This window comes from Paenibacillus sp. FSL M7-0896, assembly GCF_037975415.1.
Classification (GTDB): Bacteria; Bacillota; Bacilli; order Paenibacillales; family Paenibacillaceae; genus Paenibacillus_AQ; species Paenibacillus_AQ silagei.
In genome coordinates this window covers 5,334,028-5,357,153 of record NZ_CP150250.1, presented here as the reverse complement: position 1 = coordinate 5,357,153, position 23,126 = coordinate 5,334,028, and the positions used below count along the sequence as shown (strand labels likewise).

The window sequence follows — 23,126 nt, the reverse complement described above, 5'->3', positions numbered from 1 at the left end:
GGTGTACCCATGGATTATCAATTACTTCTGCTGACTATTGCTGTGTCCTTTATCCTTGCGGTCATTGCCGCTCCGCTGATCATACCGCTGCTGCGCCGGCTTAAGCTGGGACAGCAGGTTCGTGACGACGGGCCCCAGACCCATTTGAAAAAGGCGGGAACCCCTACCATGGGCGGTGTAATTATCATGGTCGCGTTCACGCTGTCTTTTCTGAAATTCTCGGTCATTAATTCGGATTTCTATGTACTGCTGGCCGCTACACTGGGTTATGGACTCATTGGATTCCTGGATGATTATATCAAAATTGTGTTCAAGCGCTCCCTCGGCCTTACGGCGCGCCAGAAGCTGCTGGGTCAGCTGCTGGTCGGCGTCGTGCTCAGCGTCCTGCTGATCTCAGCCGGGCATCATACGAATATCAGCGTTCCGGGAACCTCCTTCAGCTTCGACTGGGGCCCCTGGTTCTATTATCCGTTCATTGTGCTGATGATGATGGCGGTCACGAATGCAGTTAACTTCACGGACGGTGTGGATGGTCTGCTATCAGGCGTAAGCGCAATTGCGCTCGCTGCCTTCGCGGTGGTAGCCATGCAGGCAACCTCGATTGCCGCTGGTGTCTGTGCCGCTGCGATGATTGGCGCAGTGCTTGGCTTTCTCGTATTCAATGCCCATCCTGCCAAGGTGTTCATGGGTGATTTCGGCTCCTTCGGGATCGGCGGGGCGATTGGCGCGATTGCTATTGTCACCAAGACCGAGCTGCTCTTTGTGGTGATTGGCGGAGTCTTCGTGGTTGAAATGCTGTCCGTAATTATTCAGGTCGCTTCGTTTAAGACGCGCGGCAAACGGGTATTCAGAATGAGCCCGATCCATCATCACTTTGAGCTGGGCGGCTGGTCGGAGTGGCGTGTAGTCGTCTCCTTCTGGGCGGTGGGCCTCGTGCTGGCGGCAGCTGGACTATATCTCATCAAGGGGTTGTAACGAATGAAACATCCGGATCTGTACCGTGGTCAAGAGGTGGTCGTCCTGGGGCTCGCCAAAAGCGGCGTCCAGGTGGCCAAGGTGCTGCATGAACACGGCGCTGTGGTGACGGTCAATGATAAAAAGGAAAGAGATCAGAGTCCCGAAGCTTCCGAACTGGAATCTTTGGGAATTTCTGTTCTATGCGGCGGGCATCCGGAGAGCCTGATCCATGAGGGTGTGCAGCTGGTTGTGAAGAATCCGGGGATTCCTTATTCGGTCGCTCCGGTGCAGCAGGCGCTGGAGCTGGGAATTGAGGTGGTGACCGAGGTAGAGGTAGCTTATCATCTCTGCGCTGCCCCGATGATCGGCATCACCGGCTCCAACGGCAAGACCACTACAACGACCTGGGTGGGCCATATGCTGGAGGCAGCAGGGATGCGCCCCATTGTGGCCGGGAACATAGGAACGCCGCTCTCTCAGGCTGCACAGGAGGCTGACGCGGACAACTGGATGGTGGTCGAGCTAAGCAGCTTCCAGCTGAAGGGCACGGAAGCGTTCCGGCCCAAGATTGCTGCCTTGCTGAATGTCGCTGAGACCCACCTGGACTACCATGGAGGCATGGAGGATTATGTAGCCTCCAAGTCCAAGCTGTTCGTCAATCAGGGACCGGAGGATACCGCTGTGCTGAACTGGGATGATCCAGTCTGCCGCAAGCTGGTACCCTATCTGAAGGCGGGCATTCTGCCCTTCTCCATGAACGAGGAGCTGGTGCAGGGCATCTTCGTCCGCCCGTCCTACATGGCGGATACGGCAGACGAGCTGAAGCGTGTCATTATCTACCGTGATTACACTGAGAGCGAGACCGAAATAGCCGATGTCGATTCTATCGGACTTCCCGGCCGTTTCAATGTGGGGAATGCGCTGGCTGCCTGCGGCATTGCCATTGCCGCAGGAGCGGACCCGGCGGTGCTGGGTCCGGTGCTGGCCTCCTTCCGCGGGGTGGAGCATAGGCTGGAGTATGTAACAGACAAGGCAGGGGCCGCCTATTATAACAATTCCAAGGCTACCAATTCCAAAGCTACCTCCATGGCGCTGACCTCCTTCCGGAAGCCGGTCATTCTGATTGCCGGGGGCCTGGACCGCGGCTCGGATTATATGGAGCTGCTGCCTGTCCTCGGAGAGAATGTAAAAGCCCTGGTGACGCTTGGACAGACCCGGGACAAGCTGGCGGCTGTAGCCCGGCTGGCAGGAGTAAAGACAGTCATCTCCGTCGATAATGGGGAGAGTGCCGCTGCCGTGCTGGAGCAGGCTGTGCGGGAGGCTTCCGCCTTGGCGGAAGCTGGGGATGTAGTTCTCCTGTCCCCTGCCTGTGCCAGCTGGGATATGTTTACCTCCTATGAGGAGCGCGGGCGTATTTTTAAAGAGGCGGTGCATAACCTTTAAGTAGGGGGGTGGATAAGCCCCTACTACGGATGCAAGAGGTGTGCTCCTGATGAACAAATCCCGTCATGCGCCCGATATCTGGCTGCTGCTTCCGATACTGGCTTTACTGGCTATCGGTATGGTAATGGTATACAGTGCCGGGTCCGTTCTGGGCTTCCGCAATTATGGCGATTCGTTTTATTTTGTCAAAAGACAGATGCTGTTCGCAGGCCTGGGCCTCATCGCGATGTTCATTACGGCGAACACCGATTACCTGGTGCTGAAGAGATTCGCCCGGCCGCTCCTGCTCGTGTGCTTCGCCCTGCTGGTGCTGGTGCTGATTCCCGGCATCGGCGTGGTTCGCGGAGGTGCGCGCAGCTGGCTCGGCATCAGCTCCTTCGGCATTCAGCCCTCGGAATTCATGAAGATGGGGATGATCCTCTTCCTGGCCAAGTGGCTCGGAACCGAGGAGTATGACATCTCCAGCTTCATGCGCGGGCTGCTTCCGCCGCTTGCGCTGATCGGCTCCGCGTTCGCACTGATTATGCTGCAGCCTGATCTCGGCACAGGCACTGTCATGTTCGGCGCGGCCATGATGATGGTCTTCACAGCGGGGGCGCGGATGAAGCATCTGCTCTCCCTCGGTGCGCTGGGGCTGGCCGGGTTCGCCGGACTCATTGCCGCTGCGCCTTACCGGCTGCAGCGGATCACCGCTTTCCTGGACCCATGGTCCGATCCGCTGGGCGCGGGTTATCAGATCATTCAGTCGCTCTACGCGGTGGGTCCTGGCGGGCTTGGCGGACTGGGCTTCGGGATGAGCCGGCAAAAATACAGCTATGTCCCGGAGCCGCAGACTGATTTTATTTTCTCCATATTGGCCGAGGAGCTGGGGTTCATCGGCGGGCTGGCCGTACTGCTGCTATTCCTGCTGCTGATCTGGCGCGGAATGAAGGTTGCCATGAGCCTGCCGGACCGCTTCGGCAGCTATCTTGCCGTAGGCATCGTCTGTATGGTCGCGGTTCAGGTGGTCATCAACATCGGTGTGGTGATCGGCCTGATTCCAGTAACCGGCATCACGCTTCCGCTGATCAGCTACGGCGGCTCATCGCTCACCCTGATGCTCACAGCTCTTGGCATTCTGCTTAATTTATCCCGTTATGCGAGGTGAAAGACATGCGTATTGTACTTAGCGGCGGCGGCACGGGAGGACATATCTATCCTGCCGTAGCCGTAGCCAGACAACTGGAATCTGAAGATGCGGATTCTGTCTTCCTGTATATAGGAGGCAAGCGAGGTCTGGAGAGCAAGCTGGTTCCCCAGGAGAATCTGCCTTTCCGGTCCATTGATATTACAGGCTTCCGCCGCAAGCTGTCGATGGATAATGTGAAGACGGTTATGCGGTTCCTGAAGGGAGTCAAAGCCTCCAAGGCCATGCTGCGCGAGTTCAAGCCTGATGTGGTTGTCGGCACCGGGGGGTATGTCTGCGGGCCTGTAGTGTATGCAGCCTCCCGGCTCGGCATCCCGACGCTGATCCATGAACAGAATGCGATTCCGGGACTGACCAACCGCTTTCTCAGCCGGTATGCCAGCACGGTCGCGGTAAGCTTTGAAGGCACAGAGCCGGCTTTTCCCGGGGCCAAGAATGTAATCTATACGGGCAATCCCCGGGCCACTACGGTCATGACGGCTAACCCGCAACGCGGCTTTGCTTCACTAGGCATTCCCGAAGGAAGCACGGTGGTGCTGGTTGTCGGAGGAAGCGGGGGAGCCAAGGCGATTAACCGCGCCATGATTGAAATGGCACCCTTTGTGGGTAAGGGTAATGGTGTTCACTATGTGTATGTCACCGGAGAGTCTTACTTCGAGGATACCCGCAAAGCGGTACGCGAGCAGCTGGGCGGTATTCCGAACTGGCTGCATGTCCTCCCTTACGTTCACAATATGCCTGAGGTGCTGGCCTGCACTTCCCTGATCGTGAACCGGGCAGGCGCCTCTTTTCTCGCAGAGATTACCGCGCTTGGCATACCCTCTGTCCTCATTCCGTCTCCCAATGTAACGAACAACCATCAGGAAGCCAACGCCAGAGCGCTGGAAGGTGAAGGTGCGGCAGTGGTACTGCTGGAGAAGGACTTAAGCGGCGAGGCACTGTTCACAGCGGTTCAGAAGATCATCGGAGCGGATACGCTGCGTCACAGCATGTCGGAGGCCTCTAGACGCCTCGGTAAAAGAGATTCGGCCTCCCTGGTTGTCAGCGAGCTCCGCAGGCTGGCTGCAGGACGGGGACGCTAGAATCCGGGCTGACATTGTCACACACGCGGAGCTCCGAACATAGGATGATCCTATAATCGTGACAATCACCCAGAGCGCTTCTTGATGTCTGAGATTCGGAAACGGAGCTCGTTCCGGCCGATTCTGCAGGACCGGGGTGCAGGAAGTGCTTACGGTGGGTGAGCGGTAATCTCGGAGGTGATACATTGGACAAATTGGTGATTGAGGGCGGAAACCCCCTGTCAGGCACCATACGTATCCATGGAGCAAAAAATGCGGCACTGCCGATTCTGGCAGCCAGCCTGCTGGCCGAAGGAGTTCACTCACTGCATAATGTGCCGAAGCTGCTGGACATCGAAACGATGCTGCATATTCTGCAGCGGCTGGGCTGCAGGACAGTACATGAAGAGGAGACGGTCACCGTCGATACATCCTTTCTCCTGACCTCTCATGTTCCGGAGGACCTGATGCGGCAGATGAGATCCTCCATATTCCTGATGGGCCCGCTTTTGGCCAAGTTCGGGGAAGTGACGATCTATCAGCCGGGGGGCTGTGCCATCGGGGAGCGCAAGATCGACCTCCACCTGCAGGGCCTGAAGCTGCTCGGGGCAGAGATTGAGGAGACGGGCGGCCGGATCTGCTGCCGGGCTGCTAGCTTGAGAGGCTGTGATATCCATCTGGATTATCCCAGCGTGGGCGCCACGGAGAATATCATGATGGCCGCCGCCATGGCTGAGGGCACGACCACCATCTCCGGGGCAGCGAGAGAGCCGGAAATCCAGGACCTGCAGAACTTCCTCAATGCGATGGGGGCGCAGATTATCGGCGCAGGGACGGATACGATCACCATTCAGGGTGTCCGCAAGCTCCATGCCTGCAGCTATGAGGTGATCCCCGACCGGATTGTTGCCGGGACCGTGATGATTGCCGCCGCCGCCACGCGGGGCAATGTGACGCTGACACACACCAATGCAGGACATTTGACCTCCCTGATCCACATCCTGAGGCGCGCCGGTGTTCAAATTACAGTGTGCAATGATATAATTAATATCAGCTGTATGGGACGTCCCCGTGCGGTTGAGCGAATTGTTACCTCTCCGTATCCGTCCTTTCCTACGGACCTGCAGTCTCAGGTTATGGTTCTATTGTCCCTGGCGGAAGGATTCAGCGTGATTAAGGAAACGGTCTTCGAAGGGCGCTTCAAGCATGTGGAGGAGATGGCCCGGATGGGAGCCGATATCTCCATTGACTTGAATAGGGCATTCATACGCGGCGTTAAGAGGTTGTATGGGGCAACGGTTGAGGCTACTGACCTGCGGGCAGGAGCAGCCCTTGTAATCGCCGGGCTGGCTGCTCAGGGAACGACTATTGTAGAGCAGGCGCATCATATTGACCGGGGATATGACGGCATCGAATTATTGTTTCAAAAGCTGGGGGCGCGCATTAGCCGCAAGGTGCCGGTGCCTGACCCGCTGGATTTGGCCAATTAAAGCTCCCTGTCTCCTTCGGCGTAGCCGTGAGGAAGGAGACAGGGCCTTATTACGGAGATATGAGAATGCCAAAAACGCGAATACCTCTTTTGAAAGAGGACAAGCCTAGCAAGAGAAAAAACCGAAAAATTATTATCATCCTGGCACTGCTGTTTACTGCGCTGCTGGCTGTAATCTTCTTCCGTTCGTCGATCAGCAAGATTACAGCCATTGAAATGCAGGGGGATAAATATACGTCCCGTGAGCAGCTGCTGGCTGCAAGCGGCCTGAAGATCGGAGGACAGTTCTTCGCAGTCTCCGGAGATTCCGTGGGGGAGGCACTGGAGAAGGTGAATACGGTTCAGGAGGCGCAGGTCAGCAAGAAGTTCCCCGGTGTGGTTACGATCACTGTGAAGGAGTACCCGGCGGTTGCTTATGAACTGGACCAGGCAGGCGTGCTGGAGGCTATTCTGTCAAGCGGAGCCGCCGTCTCTGTGACGGATACCGGAATTGCTGTAGAGAAGCCGATATTGACTAACTGGAAGGCTGACGATCCTTATAAGACCAAGCTGTGCCAGGCGCTGGCCGGCATTCCGAATGAGCTGACCAGTGATATATCGGAGATTGTACCTTCTCCGACGTTATCTTTTCCTGACCGGATCAAGCTCTACACACGTTCACGCTTTGAGGTCATAACGGCCATTTCACTGCTGAAGGATAAAGTAGGCTATTTGAATCAGGTGATTCAGACGGAGGAGCCGGGACTGATCAAAATGCTGGAGGCTGATTCCTATGTTCCCTTCCATTCTGAAGCTGGGGACACCGGAGAAGACGCAGATGCACAAGAGTAAATAGTCCCTACTAATAGAGCGGAATAAATGCTACAATCTGTTTTACGGGTAATAAGCAATATCCCTCTTTTTTCTGCGGATTTTTTGAGATGCAATCCAGGATATAGCCGCTGTTCTCTTGTTTTTCTTGTTTGAATGTCAGGTGCTGATCCCGCTAAGCGGAGAGCGTCTGCCTGCACGTGAATACCTTGTCATATTATTCCTCTCAAAAAATTTGTTGAAAAAAGAGGGAAAGGATTAGGGATGTTGAATATGTACAGAGATGTTTCCCGCGACCGGGATCAAAGACATGTTTATTATGATTATAACAGGAGGTGCCATAGGGCTTGAGCAACAATGACATCATTGTTAGTTTGGACATCGGTACATCCAAAGTTCGGGCAATAATCGGGGAAGTTACTAGTGGAACCTTCAATATTATTGGCGTTGGATCTGCTGATTCGGAAGGGATACGCAAGGGTGCGATTGTAGACATCGATCAGACTGTGCAATCGATCAGGAGTGCCGTAGAGCATGCGGAGCAAATGGTCGGTATTCAAATATCCGAGGTGTATGTCGGCATATCCGGCAATCATATCGGCCTGCAATCCAGCCACGGCGTAGTTGCCGTTCAGAATGAGGACCGTGAGATCGGCGAAGATGACATCGACCGTGTAATCAAGGCAGCGGAGGTTATTGCACTCCCGCCGGAACGCGAGGTCATTGATGTTGTCGCCAAGCAGTATATCGTCGACGGCCTAGAAGGCATTCAGGACCCGCGCGGAATGATTGGCGTCCGCCTGGAAGTGGAGGCCACGATCATTACCGGTGCCAAGACCCCCATACATAATCTGCTCCGCTGCGTGGAGAAATCAGGTCTGAAGGTTAAAGATCTTGTCCTTATGTCTCTCGGGGCTGGCGGATTAGCGCTCTCCAAAGATGAGAAATCGATGGGGGCTGTACTGGTGGATATAGGTGCCGGACAAGCCACGATAGCCGTATATGAAGAAGGTTCCCTTAGTGCAACCTCCACGATTCCGATCGGAGGAGAATTCATAACCAATGATATTGCGTACGGACTTCGGACACTTACCGACCAGGCCGAGAAGGTCAAGCTGAAATACGGCTGTGCCTGGATCGACGATGCCGCTTCGGAGGTCGTCTTCAAGGTCCTGCGTATCGGCAGCAATGTAGAGAAGGAATTCAACCAGGAAGATCTGGCTGCGATTATCGAGCCGAGAGTCCAGGAAATCTTCCACCTGATCCGCCAGGAAGTGAAGCGGCTTGGTTATACGGAGCTCCCGGGAGGTTATATACTTACGGGTGGCACAGTATCGATGCCTGGGGTGCTTAAGGTAGCCCAGAACGAGCTGGCAGCCTCCGTACGGATCGCTGTTCCGGATTATATTGGAGTACGCGACCCCGGCTTCACCGGCGGCGTAGGCATCCTTCATAATGTGGTGCGTAACTACCGCGGACGGAGCAGCGGCGGAAGTGCCAACAAGAAGACCATTAACCGCAGCAAGCAGAGTGCAGCGCCGGTTCAGGATTCTTCCAAGAAGCCGGGTCTGGTGGAACGACTAAAGAATATGTTTAGCGAGTTCATATAAGTGTAATCCAGATATACTTGGACTGGCCATCCAAGCACTACTCGAGGGGGAGATGGAAACAATATGTTGGAATTTGATTTTGAAATGGAGAGTTTGGCGCAAATAAAAGTCATCGGCGTCGGCGGCGGCGGAAGCAACGCTGTGAACCGGATGATTGAAAATGGCGTTCAGGGTGTTGAGTTCATCACGGTTAATACAGACGCCCAAGCGCTGCATATGGCCAAATCGGAGCATAAATTACAAATCGGGGATAAATTGACCCGCGGACTTGGCGCAGGAGCGAATCCTGAGGTCGGCAAGAAGGCGGCAGAGGAATCCCGCGATCTGATCTCGAATACGCTGAAGGGCGCGGATATGGTCTTCGTTACCGCAGGCATGGGCGGCGGTACCGGAACAGGCGCAGCGCCTGTCATTGCCGAAATCGCCAGAGAATGCGGAGCATTGACGGTAGGCGTCGTGACCCGCCCGTTCACTTTTGAAGGCAGAAAACGTGCCAACCAGGCAGAGCTCGGAATCGAGGCGCTCAAGGAAAAGGTTGATACGCTGATTGTGATTCCAAATGACCGCCTCCTGGAAATTGTGGATAAGAAGACTCCAATGCTCGAAGCCTTCCGTGAAGCGGACAATGTACTCCGTCAGGCGGTACAAGGCATCTCCGACCTTATTCAGGTTCCCGGCCTGATCAACCTTGACTTTGCCGATGTGAAGACGATTATGACCGAGCGCGGTTCAGCGCTCATGGGCATCGGGATTGCCACCGGCGAGAACCGGGCGTCTGAGGCGGCCCGCAAGGCGATTATGAGTCCGCTGCTTGAAACCTCCATCGAAGGCGCGCGCGGCGTCATTATGAACATTACAGGCGGCTCTAACCTCTCCCTGTACGAAGTGAATGAAGCTGCCGAGATTGTTACCTCTGCTTCGGACCCTGAAGTGAATATGATCTTCGGTGCCATTATCGAAGAGAGCATGAAGGACGAGATCAAGGTTACGGTTATTGCGACCGGTTTTGAACACAAGCCTTCTCCCATAGCTCCTGTACGCCGTCCTGCGGCAAACAGCGAACCATCTGCTGATAATAATAAGAGCAAGAGTGAGAATCTTCGTCCATTCGGGAATCAGACAAGCTCTGATCAGCTGGATATTCCGACCTTCCTGCGCAACCGGACACGCGGCAATAATGATTAAGAGCCATTAATAGCGATTATAGCTTAGACTGTTACGGAAGCACCGTATCACGCAGCTTTGAACTGCGGGGTATGGTGTTTTTTTGCTTTCCAGGCTGTATAATAACGTTAACGGGAGACGATACCATGGAAATGCTGGACCCCCGGGTGGATTTTGTATTTAAGCGGATTTTTGCAAGCGAGGGCAACAAGGATGTACTGCTCGCTTTTCTGAACCGGATATTCTTGGATGCGGGCGATCTTCCGCTGGAGGAAGTGGTGCTGCTTAATCCTTATACGGATAAGGATGATCCGCTGGATAAGCAGGCGATATTTGATATATGGGCGAAGACGGTTGACGGCAAGCTGATCAACATTGAAATGCAGCTTTTCAACAAATATGATATTGAGAAACGCACGTTGTATTATTGGAGCAAACGGTATGCTGGCCAGCTTCAGGTCAACGGCAAATATATTGATCTCAAGAAGTGCGTGACGATCAACATTCTGAATTATAAAGTGCTGCCTAATGAGCATACACACAGTGTATTTCATTTGCGGGAGGACAGCAGCGGAGCGCCGCTGACAGACGATATCGAGATTCATTTCCTGGAGCTGCCCAAGCTGAACCAGCCGGTTACGCCCGGCGAGGGCGGCCTTGTGAACTGGCTGTTATTTCTGAAAGGGATTGACTACTCTGAATGGGAGGTGCTGCAAATGAATGAGCCAGCCTTGAAGAAAGCGATGGAGACGCTGGAATTTCTAAGCCAGGACTCGGAGGCCCGCCGTAAATATGAGGACCGCCAGAAGTTTCTGATGGACGAAGCCTCGCAGCGGGATGGTGCGCTTAGGGAAGGCTTCGCCAAGGGTACGGCGGCAGGTGAGCTAGAAGCCAAACGGGTAATAGCAAAGAATCTCCTGTCTATGGGAATGGATCGTGCTTCAGTGCAGAAGGCAACCGGACTCTCCGAAGAAGAGTTGAAATCTATCAACAATTAAATACGATACGCATGAAGCCAGCCGCTTAAGGCTGGCTTTTGTTGAAATATAAGAATTTATATGTTCCACGCTATACAATATCCTTCTATTTCTCGCTGAAACGGTACCGTCCTTTTAAAGGACAGTACCGTTTCCACATGTGCGCTGAAGTTCCTCTCAAGGCCCATAACTCGACAAAAAAACTGCAAGAACGCCCCCCATGTTTAGACAGACTTTGGATGCGGGAGTTTCTATACTAATCTTATCGTCTAAAAAGAGAGCCTGCACCCCGGCCTCCGGATAGATATCCGCTTGCAGGCAGGTGAGAGCGATGGTTGTGTATATTGACTTGATTTTTGCCGCCAATCTGCTGATCGACGGAGTCCTGCTGTGGCTGACAAGCTGGCTGGTGAAGCACAAGGTATCCTGGTGGCGCCTGACTCTCTCAGCGCTGGCGGGTGCACTCTATGTCGTCATGATGTTCGTACCGGAGCTGTCCTTTCTGTATACCTTTCTCGTCAAATTCGGTTTATCGGTTTTGATGATCTGGATAGCCTTTGGATTTAGAAGTCTGCAAAGCTATCTTCGGGCATTTGGGGCGTTTTATATCATTAATTTTGCGGCGGCGGGAGGGATCATAGGCGTTCATTATCTGCTGCAAAGCTCTGGTGACCTCTGGAAGGGCATGATCTTCACCTCATCGGGAGGCCAAGCTTACCGGCTGAAGATCGGGTTCTGGTTCGTGCTTGCCCTGCTTCCGCTGGTACTGCTGCTCTTCAAGCTGATCCAGTCCTCCCGCCGGCACAGAGAGCAGCTGGATTCCTATATCGGGGAAGTGACAGTGGAGATCGACGGAGTGTCGGTTACCTGCCCCGGACTGCTGGATACCGGGAATCGGCTCAGCGATCCGCTGACGAGGATTCCGGTGATGGTGATGGAAGCCTCGCTGTGGGAGGGCCATTTGCCGGCTTCCTGGAAGGGGAGGCTGACCCAGACGGGTGCAGATACACTTGTACTGGAAACGGACGGGCAGTCGTTCGCCTGGCAGGACAGAGTGCGGCTGGTGCCGTACAGAGGCGTCAACCGCGGGGCATCCTTCATGCTCGCGCTGAAGCCGGATAAGGTGAGGATAGAGCTTGGCGGTGATACCTTTTGCAGCACAAGGGTACTCATCGGGCTGGATGGCGGGACACTGTCGGGAGACGGCGCGTACCGGGCGGTCATACATCCTGACCTGACCCATAAAGAGAGTGCTCCAGAAGCACCGGCTGACAAGGTGATGGGCTAAGTAACCTATAGGAGGAACAATAATGGTCAAATTCAAGCTTGTGCTGCAACTGCAGTATTACCGCATGCTGTTTCTGCTCGGTCTGAAGAGCCAGGAGATTTATTATATCGGGGGAAGTGAAGCGCTGCCGCCGCCGCTGACACGCGAGGAGGAGGAATTTCTGCTCCAGCGGCTCTCCAGCGGGGATGCGGCGGTCCGGGCTATGCTGATTGAGCGTAACCTGCGGCTGGTGGTCTACATCGCCCGGAAATTCGAGAACACCGGCATTAACATCGAGGATCTGGTATCTATTGGCGCGATTGGACTCATTAAGGCGGTCAACACCTTTGATCCGGAGAAAAAAATCAAGCTGGCCACCTACGCCTCGCGCTGCATCGAGAATGAGATTCTGATGTATCTGCGGCGCAACAGTAAGACCAGAAGCGAGGTTTCTTTTGATGAACCGCTGAATATTGACTGGGACGGCAACGAGCTGCTGCTCTCGGATGTGCTGGGTACGGAGAACGATACCATCTACCGGAACATCGAAGAGCAGGTGGACCGTAAGCTGCTGCAGAAGGCGCTGGAGAAGCTTAGCGAGCGGGAACGGCTGATTATGGAGCTGCGGTTCGGACTGCGGGGCGGCGAGGAAAAAACGCAAAAGGATGTGGCCGATCTGCTGGGCATCTCCCAATCCTATATTTCGCGCCTGGAGAAACGAATTATCAAGCGGCTGCGCAAGGAGTTCAACAAGATGGTGTAAGTGATGAAAGCTGAGGAATAAAATGCCGGACCGGGGAGATAATGTACAGTAATGTTTCTCCTTGGGAGGTTAATCATCATGACCCGAAATAAAGTCGAGATTTGCGGTGTGGACACCGCCAAGCTGCCTGTTCTCACGAACGTGGAAATGCGGGCATTGTTCACTTCGCTGCAGCAGCAGGGCGAGCGATCCGCCAGAGAGAAATTGGTAAATGGCAACCTCAGGCTTGTGCTAAGCGTGATTCAAAGGTTCAATAATCGTGGAGAGTTCGTGGATGATTTGTTTCAGGTAGGCTGCATCGGACTCATGAAAGCCATCGATAATTTCGATTTATCGCAGAATGTCAAGTTCTCCACCTATGCGGTGCCGATGATCATCGGAGAGATCCGCCGCTACTTGCGGGATAACAACCCGATCCGGGTATCCCGCTCCCTGCGCGACATTGCCTATAAGGCGCTGCAGGTGCGTGACAGCCTGACGAACCAGAATTCGCGGGAGCCGACGATCTTCGAAATATCTGAAGCGCTCGGCGTTCCGAAGGAGGATGTTGTCTTCGCCCTTGATGCGATTCAGGACCCGGTATCCCTGTTCGAGCCGATCTATCATGACGGCGGGGACCCGATCTATGTGATGGATCAGATCAGTGACGACAAGAATAAGGATGTCTCGTGGATTGAGGAGATTGCACTCCGGGAGGCCATGCAGCGGCTGGGGCAGCGGGAGAAACGCATTCTGTCGATGCGCTTCTTCGAAGGCAAGACCCAGATGGAGGTCGCCGACGAGATTGGCATCTCACAGGCCCAGGTCTCACGGCTTGAGAAATCAGCGATCCAGCAAATGCAAAAGCATGTAAAGTCCTGACCACAATCTATAAATGAGCGGAGGATATTCCGGATGGCGGCAACTAGCGGCTAGCCGGAATATCCTTTTATATGTCCGGGGCGCTAAGGCTCTGGAATACAGTCATGCGGCCAAGCCCTAAGGACATATACTGAAGCTATAGGTCTGAATGTACAGGGGTGGCAGGATGATTGAGGAAACGTCAGCTTCGGGGAAGAAGATGAAAATCTCCGATTTTCAAACCAAAGATGTAATCAATATTGTTGACGGTAAACGGCTGGGCCAGATCAGCGATCTGGAGCTGGATTTGCGTAGAGGCGTCATTGACGCTGTGATTGTCCCGGGGTACACCAGATTCATGGGGCTGTTCGGCGGCGGCGCCGATCTGGTGATTCCGTGGCGGAATATCGTGAAGATCGGTGCGGATGTCGTGCTCGTGAAGCTGGAGGAGCCCCGCATACCGCAGGGACAGGAAGACCGCGAGATGATGTACCTGGATCGGCCGGACCGCAGTGAACGGCGCACTTATTAATGAGGTGCGTCTTTTTTCTGCGGATATGGGTAAAGTCATAGGAGTGGGTTGAGAAATGTACGGCGTGGGCTGAGTTTGTGAAGTATGTTTTCGGGGCCCCCGCAAAGTACTTGAATATGCTTCGGAGCGCTACGTCACTTTGTGGGGATTAATTTGTGAAGTATGTTTTCGGGGCCCCCGCAAAGTACTTGAATATGCTTCGGAGCGCTACGCCACTTTGTGGGGACGAGTTTGTGGTACACTTAAGCGGAGGTGAAGAGATGGAACCGTTTATGCAAAATGGCGCAGCGCCTATGCTGCTGCATCTGGAGCCGTGGCGTGAGCCGTATAGGGGCATTACTGCAGGCTTTACCGGCAGAGCAGGCGGGAGCGGCACGAAGCCTTATGACAGCTTCAATTGTGCTTTTCATGTAGGCGATGATCCGGCGGATGTGCTGGCTAACCGCAGCCTGCTGGCTGCGAGTCTGGGCTTCCGGCTGGCCGACTGGACCTGCGGGGAACAAACCCACGGCAAAGAGATCGCAGTCATTACAGAACAGGAACGCGGCCGGGGCAGCTTGGACCGGGCCTCTGCCTTTCAGGCCACTGATGGGCTGCTGACGAATGTGCCCGGGGTGCTGCTGACTTCTTTTTACGCTGATTGTGTGCCGCTGTTCTTCCATGATCCGCTGAACCACGTGGTAGGGCTGGCGCATGCTGGCTGGAAGGGGACCGTGGCGGAAATCGCGGCGGCGATGGTGGAACGCATGGGACAGACGTATGGGACCCGTCCAGAGGACATACAGGCCGCTATAGGGCCTTCCATCGGAGACTGCTGCTATGAGGTGGATGATTACGTGATGGACCCTGTCCGCCGGCTGGAGGCCAGGCTGAACCTGCCGGATGCGGCGGAAGGCGCAAGGGCTATATATAGACCATCGGAGACAGACAGCAGCAAAATGATGCTGAACTTGAAAGAATTGAATCAACGCATTATGATAAAAGCAGGAATATTGCCGACTCATATCGAATGTACAACTTGGTGTACAAGCTGTAACAGTGATCTGTTCTTTTCGTACCGGAAGGAAAACGGGGTCACTGGGAGAATGACGAGCTGGATCGGAATAAAGGAGAGTTGACATTTTGGCCTCGCTACAAGAAAGAATAGCCACTACCCGGGAACGTGTCGCACGGGCCTGCGCGGCCAGCGGCCGGGATTCCAGTGAAGTGAAGCTGATTGCGGTAACGAAATACGTATCGCTGAATACGGTTGCCGCTGTGCTGGAGGCAGGTCTTGAGGAGATCGCCGAGAGCCGCTGGCAGGATGCGGAGCCGAAATGGAATGCGCTTGGACATAAGGGAATCTGGCACTTTATCGGGCATTTGCAGACGAATAAGGTGAAGGACGTTATCGGTAAATTTCAATATATTCACTCTCTGGACCGGCTGTCGCTGGCCAGGGAGCTGCATAACAAGGCGGAAGCTGCAGGACTTGATGTGAAAGTGTTCCTGCAGGTGAATATTTCAGGCGAGGATACCAAGTTCGGCCTGGCGCCGGAAGCGGTGGAGGACTTCCTGAGGGAGATCGCCCCGCTTGACCGGGTGAAGGTCATCGGCCTGATGACGATGGCTCCTCACGAGGAAGACCCCGAGGCAACCCGGCCGGTATTCCGCGGACTCCGCGAGCTGCGTGACCGGCTGAATCTCCTGGGCTTGACACCTGAGCCAATACAAGAGCTGTCGATGGGCATGTCGAATGACTTTGAAGTGGCGATACAGGAAGGAGCCACCCGGGTACGCCTGGGAACGGTATTAGTAGGTCATGAGGAGGGAGAATGATGGGCGTGATGAACCGATTTATGAGTTTCTTGGGCTTGCAGGAGGAAGAGGAGATTGTGGAACGGGAGCAAATCTCCCGCGATGAGGATGAATACGAACCCGCCCCTGTAGAAACACGCAAGAATCAGAGGGCCAACGTCGTCAGCATTCATTCCCAAAAAAATGTGAAGGTTGTTCTCTACGAGCCGCGTTCGTATGACGAGGCGCAGGAGATTGCCGACCATCTGCGTTCACACCGCACGGTAGTAATTAACCTGCAGCGGGTGCGCAATGACCAGGCGATGCGGATTATCGATTTTCTCAGCGGAACTGTTTATGCTCTGGGTGGAGGAATATCCAAAATTGGGGGCAATATATTTATGTGCACACCGGACACCGTGGAGATTCAAGGCTCCATTACCGAGATCCTGGGTGACGAGCAAGACTACAATCGAATGAGGTGAGCAGGGTTTGAATGAAATATCTTCAATTATAGACATCCTATTTCAGATTTACTATTACATGATCCTCGTATACATTCTGATGTCCTGGCTGCCGAATCTGCGTGAGAACTTTATCGGCGAGCTGCTGGGCAAGCTGGTGGAGCCGTATCTGGCACCGTTCCGGAGGATTATCCCCCCGCTGTTTGGAACGCTGGATATTTCCCCGATTGTCGCGATTATCATGCTGCGCTTTGCCGCAGTCGGGCTTCACTCTATCGTAGCCTCGGTCTTCGGCTAATCCGATGAAGAATGAAATCTACGGGCATTTCCACCCGGATGAGCGGCCGTTTGTGGACAAGGCCTGGGAGTGGGTTACGAATGCCGGAGAGTATCATGAGACGAAGCTGACCGAATTCCTGGACCCCCGTCAGGCCTATATTCTGCAGAGTCTGGTGAACCGCCACCCTGATGTGATTGTGCGCTGGGAGGGCGGTTCTTCGGATGCCGAACGGAAGCGGGGGCTGGTGGCTCCGGATTATCGTGACCTCACAGATGAGGATATGGAATTAAGCGTGCTGAATATCACCTCCGGCGAACAGAAATTTCTCTCGCTGGAGCATGGGGATTATATGGGAGCAATCCTGGGACTTGGCATCAAAAGAGGCAAGATCGGTGATATTCATGTGCTGGAAGACGGCTGTCATGTAGTGGTGGCTGCTGACATCGCGGATTACCTGTCCATCCATTTGACCGGTGTACACCGGATTAATGTCAGTACCGAGATCCTGCCGTTATCGGGTCTGCGCAGCAGTGAAGTCAAGCTGGAGACGATGGAGTTCACAGTGGCTTCCCTCCGGCTTGACGGGATTGCAGCGGATGTCACGCGGCTCAGCCGGAGCAAGATTCTGGCCCCGATCAAGGCCGGGCGCGTCCGGGTGAATTGGAAGGTCGAGGAAGATCCGTCCTGTTCGCTGAAGGACGGGGACATGGTCTCGATCCAGGGCTTCGGACGGTTCAAGGTGCTGGAGATCGGCAGCTTGACGAAGAAGGGCCGTTACCGGATTTTGGTAGGCAAATTTGTCTGAAGTCTTTGCAGGATTACAGCTGTGCTTGTCGAAATTGATAACTTCAGGGAAATATGGACATTTAGCAGGCCGTGCGCCGGTAATTGTCTTTCATCTATAATCTTCACCGAAATTTCTAGGAGGTGCACAGCATGCCATTAACACCGCTCGATATACATAACAAGGAATTCTCCCGGAGAATCCGCGGTTATGACGAAGATGAGGTCAATGAATTTCTGGATCAGGTGATTAAGGATTACGAGAGTGTGATCCGGGAGAACAAGGAACTGCACAACCAGTTATTAACCCTTCAGGAACGCCTGGATCATTTCGTGAATATTGAAGAAAGTCTGTCCAAGACCATTCTTGTAGCCCAGGAGGCTGCGGATGATGTGAAAAACAACTCCAAGAAGGAATCCCAGCTGATCCTCAAGGAAGCGGAGAAGAACGCCGACCGGATTATCAACGAAGCGTTGTCCAAATCCCGCAAGGTGGCGATCGAGACCGAGGAGCTGCGCAAGCAGGCTTCGATCTACCGTACCCGGTTCCGGACGCTGCTGGAAGCCCAGCTGGAGCTGCTGTCCCAGGATGACTGGAATGCGCTGGAGAGTCGTGAGGTTAGTGAGAACGCGCTCTGAGCAGGTAACCGCTCAGATGCATACAAAAACTCCTTAGTAGAAGTTAATCTTGTTTGCTTTAGTGCAAATAAGACTTCTACCAAGGAGTTTTTTTGTATAGCCTTTATACAGTGGCGATTACCTTTCCGGTGATGAGGATAGGGCCTCTTAAGGTGATATCTCCTTGAAGATCCTCCAGGTTAGTAGCAAATACCTGAATCGCATAATATCCTTCGGGCAGATCGGTAAGAATGGTCTGGAACATGGTGGTCATCCGCAGTGGTTCGTCTTCATCGTTCGAGATGGAGGATTGCTGGGCACTGCCGACCAGGATGCCATCCACAAGGACTTCAAGCAGGAGCTTGGGCTGATCGGGCGGAGTAGCAAATACGTTCGTTACCTCCCAGCCAACGGTAGTAGTGAGTTCTACATAATTGCTTGGAGCAGGAGGAATTGCCATACCGAATTCTAATATCAGAGTTGGTGTGGCAGGGACTGGAATCATAATAACTCCGGTGCTTAGATTGGTATGGAAACTTCTTGCATATTCAACTAATGTTTGCGCCATATTTTCACCTCCAATTTGATCATAATCACATCATATGGTTTTCATGGATATTATGCTTGGGGCGACATCCTATTCTTTGGAAAATTGGGAGTTTATAAGGGAGGAATATATTTGAATATTCTATTTATTACCTCAGGTTTCCGGGCCGTCTATTACTTTTTTGAGCAGAGTATAATAGAAGCCTTTTCGAAGGCCGGCCATCGTTGTGAATCTTTCACGCTAAAGAGTGGCTTGGATGCGCTAAAGCTTAAGCAGCAGTCCCTGCAGCCGGATCTGATTCTGGTCCTGGCCGGCCTCAAAATCACGACACCTGTGCTGGAATTCATACAACAAACCAAAGGGAAGTCAGCTATATGGCTGACCGAGGACCCTTATTATATGGATTGGACGGTTTCGCTCATCCCTTATTTTGATTACATCTTCACCATCGATCAAGCCGCATTGGAACAGTACAGACAGCTTGGTCATCCCCATGTCAATCATCTGCCACTGGGCACAGATCCCTGCCTGTTTCATCCCTCAGAGGTCTCTGAAGAGTATGAAAGTGATATTTGTTTAGTAGGTGTACCCTACAGTAACCGCATAGAGCTTATCGAATTCTTACTCCAGAGAGCCGATTACCGGATTCAAATTGTGGGGAGAGGGTGGGGCAGGTATTACAATGAATGGGTGAAGCAGCCCGGCCAGACTATAGAGCTGGTGAACGCCTGGGTGAAGCCCGAAACAGCCGTGAATTATTATAATGGCGCTAAGATTGTGCTGAATATCCACCGCCCTTCCGCAGAGAAGTACAATCGGAACCGGGCGGGGATTATCGCCACAAGCATCAACAACCGCACCTTCGACGCAGCCAGCTGTGAAGCGTTCCAACTGACGGATTACAAAAGCGGGCTCCGCCAGCAGTTTGAGGAAGGCAAACAGGTGGTTTCGTATCAGGATAAGCATGATTTACTGCAGAAGATCCATTACTATATGGCACATGATGATGAGCGCAAGCGGATAGCTGAAGCAGCGAGGAAGCAGGTGCTGGCCGCTCATACTTTTGAACACCGGGTGCATGATTTGTTAATGAACGTGCAAGCTTGATAGACGGATTTACCGGACCTGATTGACGCCTTACAGTTATTCTGTTAGGCGTTTATTCAGGTTGCCCATAGATTCAGAGAAGCATTCTGTCCTCCATTTGAAAATTTAGTCTTCTAACCTATACCGTTTCGAAGAAGGATACATATGATAGCAAGTAAACAGCGAGGGAGGTATTCGATTGCCAAAAGTTACGATCATTATGACCAGCTACAATAAGGCCGCATATGTCGCAAAGTCCATTGAATCCATTCTGAATCAGACGCTTACAGATTTTGAATTCTACCTGATGGACGATAACTCGAATGAAGAAACTCTCAAAGTGATTGAGCCCTATCTGAAGGATAAGCGCATCCACTTCATTCAGAGCAACATTCAGACACTGGCACAGAGAGTGGAGAAGGTCAGATATTCCGCGCTGATTAATCAAGCCCTGTATCAAGCAAAGGGAGAGTATATTTCCTATGCTACGGATGACAACTGTTACAGAAATACTAGACTTGAGCAGATGGTGGACTATCTGGAGGAGAACCCCGAGGTCATGATTGCCTACTCTGCATCGCTGGTCAACTACTTGAATGAACACAATGAAGTGACCCGCAGCCAGTTAAGACCGGCCAAAAAAATCGTTTCGGTGGCCCCTTGCGTCATCGATCATTGCTCCATCCTGCACAGAAGCTCCATTCTTCCTGTCATACATGACAAGTTCGGGTCCTACTGGGATGAGAATCCGGAGTTCTATAGAATTGGTGACGGCCGGTTCTTCTGGCGGCTCAACCAGTTCTGGGACTTCTACCCGGTGGATGAGGTTCTGGATGATAACTATATCACCGAGCTGTCCATTCACTATCAATTGCAGCACCAGGAGAAGAGCCAGTTCATCCAGATGCTTCCCCTGCAGCGAACCTGCAAGGAGCTGAGAGAAGAGCTGAAATCCATTCAGCAGCAAAAGAAATAAAGGCTCTGCATAGAAAGGTACCACAAGGAGGGAAACAGATTGTCTATCTATCTGTCCAATTACTGGTCGCTCTACAGTGAATTTATCCATGCTGCACAGGAGCTGAAGTACAGGAATATCCCTCTGGCCCTGATGACGAACTTCTATCAGCAAATCAATGATGAGCTTAGAAGCGAGATGGGAAGCAGTGATTTTAAGCTGAAGCTGGAGCATTCCGGTATTCATGAACAGGATCAGATTCAGCCTTTTTTTGAAACGATGGTTGCGCCGCTCTATCAGTCTGTGAAGTCCAATCTGAAGGGCAAAATACTGGTTAATTTGGACTATATCAGAATGTCGGAGCAAACGATCAGCGAGCATTTCAGCGGAGATTCGGCCATGATTCTATCCCGCTCCAGAGCGGATGAGCTATTTGGCATCCCCAATGTATACAGCCTGGGCTACAAGCAGGACACCAAAGCTGCTGCGGAAGAGCTGGTCCAGCGGGCGGCAGACCTCTTCGCTAAGGCCGAAGGACATCCTGCGTTCAGCAATGGATTTTTCACCCAGACCTTCCTAAGCCGGATTCCTACCATTGTAGATACTATTGAAATGGTGTTTAATCTCTACAATGACCTGCCGGTAGCCGCTGTAATGGTAGGTACGACAGAAGATGTTGCCAGCCGGACACTTGCCGTCGTTGCAGGGATTAAGGGGATTCCCAGCGTATGTCTGCAGCACGGAATTCTGATGGGAGAGGAAGCATTCATTCCTGTATTCTCCAGCCATGTCGGAATCTATGGGCAATACGAACACGACTGGTATACGAGAAGAGGGCTTGAATCGGAGCGAATTGTGATCACCGGCCACCCGCGTTATGATGATATCTTTACGGCACCGCATACCCCCAAAGATTCGTTCCGGGAGACCTACCAGCTTGACCCTCATAAAGTCACCTTACTAATCGCTACCGGACCAACGCTCGATGAATACAAGATCCGCACCCTGCTTACCCAGTTGGCCTCACATCCGCAATTCCAGTTGATTATTAAGCCCCATCCCTGGGAGCTGTCCAAGAAGCTGATCTCGCTGTATACCGAGTATGAAGAAGAATATAGCAATGTTCATGTGGTTACCGACAGAAAGGCTGATACCCGTGAGCTGATTATGAAATCGGACGCTGTGGTCGCCACCCTCTCCACGGTTGCCCTCGAAGGCCTTTTGTTCGATAAGCCCGTATTTGTCTACAAATTCATTCAGGCCAACCGTGAATATGATTACTATGATGCCCTTGATCCCTATATTCAAAAAGAGCCGGCTGATCTGACCCGAATGGTGGCCCATTATTTCTCCAGCAATAAAGAGAAAGTAAACTACAAGGCTGTGAAGGATAAGTTCTTGCAGCAATCCTATCAGATTGAGCAATCCGGCCGGAGACTTGCCGAATTAATGGACCGCCTGATCCAGGGAAGACCCAAGCTATGAACAGGGGGGAGGAGGAGATGTTCTTTAGGAACAAGAAAATTCTGGTCATTGGCGGAACCGGCACCATCGGGAAAAGCATTGTGAGGCTTATCGCAGAGCAGGAGCCTGAAGTCATCCGGATTCTCAGCAGAGATGAATATAAACAATTTGAGCTGCAGAATGAACTGAACGGAAATCCAAGGCTGCGCTACCTGATTGGCGATGTTCGTAATTATGACCGTGTGCTGGCTGCGATGGAGGGGATAGATTATGTTTTCCATACCGCAGCTATGAAGCATGTATCCTTCTGTGAATATAACCCGTTCGAGGCTGTACTTACGAATATTATCGGCACTCATAACGTGATTCAGGCAGCGAAGCAGCAGAAGGTACGCAAGGTCGTTTTTACAAGTACAGATAAGGCCATTTCGCCGACCAACAACTACGGGGCCACCAAACTGTCTGCTGAGAAGCTGATTTCCTCTGCCGTCACCTCGGGAGCCCCTGGCCAAACGGTGTTCTGCACTGTGCGGTTCGGGAATGTGATGGGCTCCAGAGGGTCTGTCATTCCCTTGTTTGTGAAGCAGGCGAGAGAAGGCAGAGCGATCACCGTAACAGATCTGTCCATGACAAGGTTCATGATGACCCTGGAGCAGGCGACCCGGCTCACCGTTCAGTCCCTGCAGCTGGCGAAGGGTGGTGAGACTTTTATTCTGAAGATGCCGGTGATCAGGCTGAAGGATCTGGCTGAAGTTGTAGCCGAAGAGGCGCCGAAGAAATACGGGACCCGCCCGTCTGCGGTGAAGATTCTGGAGATTGGCCTGAAGCCGGGTGAGAAGAGGTACGAAGAGCTGATGACCCACGAGGAATCCTTAACCGCTTATGAATTAAAGGATGTATACATTGTCCCTTCCCCCTATGCTGCACCGCAGTCCTACCGGGAAGCAAGCAGGCCGAAGCCGGGTACCTACAGCTCCGAAGGAGAGATCCCGCTGACCAAGGAGCAGGTAAGGAAGCTGGCATTGGAACAAAATCTAATCTAGTGGAGGCTACT

Annotated in this window: 24 protein-coding genes; 23 read left to right on the top strand and 1 reads right to left on the bottom strand. The window is 52.9% G+C overall.

Annotated features, from left to right (window positions below; translation table 11 throughout):
• Window positions 1–9: 9 nt before the first annotated feature.
• The 19 genes from mraY (at window position 10) to MKY12_RS22985 (ending at window position 18,041) form a co-directional block, all read left to right on the top strand.
• Window positions 10–975: a phospho-N-acetylmuramoyl-pentapeptide-transferase gene (mraY, locus tag MKY12_RS23075; RefSeq protein WP_339311048.1), complete on the top strand. Its 966-nt coding sequence runs from the start codon at window positions 10–12 to the stop codon at window positions 973–975.
• 3 nt (window positions 976–978) lie between these two features.
• Entirely contained in the window at window positions 979–2,400 is a 1,422-nt protein-coding gene (gene murD, locus MKY12_RS23070) for a UDP-N-acetylmuramoyl-L-alanine--D-glutamate ligase (RefSeq protein ID WP_339311047.1), read from the top strand.
• 49 nt (window positions 2,401–2,449) lie between these two features.
• Window positions 2,450–3,547 (top strand): stage V sporulation protein E, encoded by a 1,098-nt coding sequence (gene spoVE / locus MKY12_RS23065; RefSeq protein WP_036724276.1) that lies wholly within the window; start codon window positions 2,450–2,452, stop codon window positions 3,545–3,547.
• Between the two features lie 5 nt (window positions 3,548–3,552).
• The gene (murG, locus tag MKY12_RS23060; RefSeq protein WP_339311044.1) at window positions 3,553–4,668 is read left to right on the top strand and encodes an undecaprenyldiphospho-muramoylpentapeptide beta-N-acetylglucosaminyltransferase; all 1,116 of its coding nucleotides are present in this window, start codon (window positions 3,553–3,555) and stop codon (window positions 4,666–4,668) included.
• 185 nt (window positions 4,669–4,853) lie between these two features.
• Window positions 4,854–6,137, top strand: coding sequence for a UDP-N-acetylglucosamine 1-carboxyvinyltransferase (murA, locus tag MKY12_RS23055; protein ID WP_339311042.1), 1,284 nt, complete (start codon window positions 4,854–4,856; stop codon window positions 6,135–6,137).
• Between the two features lie 65 nt (window positions 6,138–6,202).
• Window positions 6,203–6,967 (top strand): FtsQ-type POTRA domain-containing protein, encoded by a 765-nt coding sequence (locus MKY12_RS23050; protein WP_339311040.1) that lies wholly within the window; start codon window positions 6,203–6,205, stop codon window positions 6,965–6,967.
• A gap of 326 nt (window positions 6,968–7,293) precedes the next feature.
• Complete coding sequence (gene ftsA, locus MKY12_RS23045) at window positions 7,294–8,556, top strand: cell division protein FtsA (RefSeq protein WP_339311038.1); 1,263 nt, start codon at window positions 7,294–7,296, stop codon at window positions 8,554–8,556.
• Between the two features lie 63 nt (window positions 8,557–8,619).
• Complete coding sequence (ftsZ, locus tag MKY12_RS23040; RefSeq protein ID WP_209871940.1) at window positions 8,620–9,741, top strand: cell division protein FtsZ; 1,122 nt, start codon at window positions 8,620–8,622, stop codon at window positions 9,739–9,741.
• A 125-nt stretch (window positions 9,742–9,866) separates the two neighbouring features.
• A complete protein-coding gene (locus MKY12_RS23035) occupies window positions 9,867–10,718 on the top strand; it encodes an Rpn family recombination-promoting nuclease/putative transposase (RefSeq protein WP_339311036.1) in 852 nt (283 codons plus the stop codon).
• Between the two features lie 310 nt (window positions 10,719–11,028).
• Window positions 11,029–11,985, top strand: coding sequence for a sigma-E processing peptidase SpoIIGA (gene spoIIGA, locus MKY12_RS23030; protein ID WP_036724267.1), 957 nt, complete (start codon window positions 11,029–11,031; stop codon window positions 11,983–11,985).
• A gap of 19 nt (window positions 11,986–12,004) precedes the next feature.
• A complete protein-coding gene (sigE, locus tag MKY12_RS23025; RefSeq protein ID WP_036690190.1) occupies window positions 12,005–12,727 on the top strand; it encodes an RNA polymerase sporulation sigma factor SigE in 723 nt (240 codons plus the stop codon).
• Window positions 12,728–12,805: 78 nt separating this feature from the next.
• A complete protein-coding gene (gene sigG, locus MKY12_RS23020; protein WP_036690188.1) occupies window positions 12,806–13,588 on the top strand; it encodes an RNA polymerase sporulation sigma factor SigG in 783 nt (260 codons plus the stop codon).
• Between the two features lie 166 nt (window positions 13,589–13,754).
• Window positions 13,755–14,099: a YlmC/YmxH family sporulation protein gene (locus tag MKY12_RS23015; protein ID WP_209871931.1), complete on the top strand. Its 345-nt coding sequence runs from the start codon at window positions 13,755–13,757 to the stop codon at window positions 14,097–14,099.
• Window positions 14,100–14,359: 260 nt separating this feature from the next.
• Window positions 14,360–15,217 carry a peptidoglycan editing factor PgeF gene (pgeF, locus tag MKY12_RS23010; protein ID WP_209871927.1) on the top strand — a complete coding sequence of 286 codons (858 nt, stop codon included), beginning with the start codon at window positions 14,360–14,362 and terminating at the stop codon, window positions 15,215–15,217.
• Between the two features lie 4 nt (window positions 15,218–15,221).
• On the top strand, window positions 15,222–15,917 hold the full coding sequence (locus tag MKY12_RS23005; protein WP_339311032.1) for a YggS family pyridoxal phosphate-dependent enzyme: 696 nt from the start codon (window positions 15,222–15,224) through the stop codon (window positions 15,915–15,917).
• Window positions 15,917–16,360: a cell division protein SepF gene (gene sepF / locus MKY12_RS23000; RefSeq protein ID WP_036690181.1), complete on the top strand. Its 444-nt coding sequence runs from the start codon at window positions 15,917–15,919 to the stop codon at window positions 16,358–16,360. The genes MKY12_RS23005 and sepF overlap by 1 nt, the downstream gene beginning before the upstream one ends.
• Before the next feature lie 7 nt (window positions 16,361–16,367).
• Entirely contained in the window at window positions 16,368–16,637 is a 270-nt protein-coding gene (locus tag MKY12_RS22995) for a YggT family protein (protein WP_036724260.1), read from the top strand.
• Window positions 16,638–16,641: 4 nt separating this feature from the next.
• On the top strand, window positions 16,642–17,424 hold the full coding sequence (locus MKY12_RS22990) for a YlmH/Sll1252 family protein (protein WP_209871921.1): 783 nt from the start codon (window positions 16,642–16,644) through the stop codon (window positions 17,422–17,424).
• 131 nt (window positions 17,425–17,555) lie between these two features.
• Window positions 17,556–18,041, top strand: coding sequence for a DivIVA domain-containing protein (locus MKY12_RS22985; RefSeq protein WP_036690176.1), 486 nt, complete (start codon window positions 17,556–17,558; stop codon window positions 18,039–18,041).
• Window positions 18,042–18,144: 103 nt separating this feature from the next.
• Here the strand turns inward: MKY12_RS22985 and MKY12_RS22980 are convergent, their stop codons facing one another.
• Entirely contained in the window at window positions 18,145–18,588 is a 444-nt protein-coding gene (locus MKY12_RS22980; protein ID WP_036724258.1) for a hypothetical protein, read from the bottom strand.
• Window positions 18,589–18,699: 111 nt separating this feature from the next.
• Between MKY12_RS22980 and MKY12_RS22975 the strand changes: the two genes are divergently transcribed.
• From MKY12_RS22975 to MKY12_RS22960, 4 genes are all read left to right on the top strand, one after another.
• A complete protein-coding gene (locus MKY12_RS22975) occupies window positions 18,700–19,674 on the top strand; it encodes a glycosyltransferase (RefSeq protein ID WP_339311029.1) in 975 nt (324 codons plus the stop codon).
• 178 nt (window positions 19,675–19,852) lie between these two features.
• The gene (locus MKY12_RS22970; protein ID WP_339311027.1) at window positions 19,853–20,629 is read left to right on the top strand and encodes a glycosyltransferase family 2 protein; all 777 of its coding nucleotides are present in this window, start codon (window positions 19,853–19,855) and stop codon (window positions 20,627–20,629) included.
• Between the two features lie 39 nt (window positions 20,630–20,668).
• A complete protein-coding gene (locus MKY12_RS22965; protein ID WP_339311026.1) occupies window positions 20,669–22,093 on the top strand; it encodes a CDP-glycerol glycerophosphotransferase family protein in 1,425 nt (474 codons plus the stop codon).
• A 17-nt stretch (window positions 22,094–22,110) separates the two neighbouring features.
• Window positions 22,111–23,115, top strand: coding sequence for an SDR family NAD(P)-dependent oxidoreductase (locus MKY12_RS22960; RefSeq protein ID WP_339250192.1), 1,005 nt, complete (start codon window positions 22,111–22,113; stop codon window positions 23,113–23,115).
• Window positions 23,116–23,126: the final 11 nt, after the last annotated feature.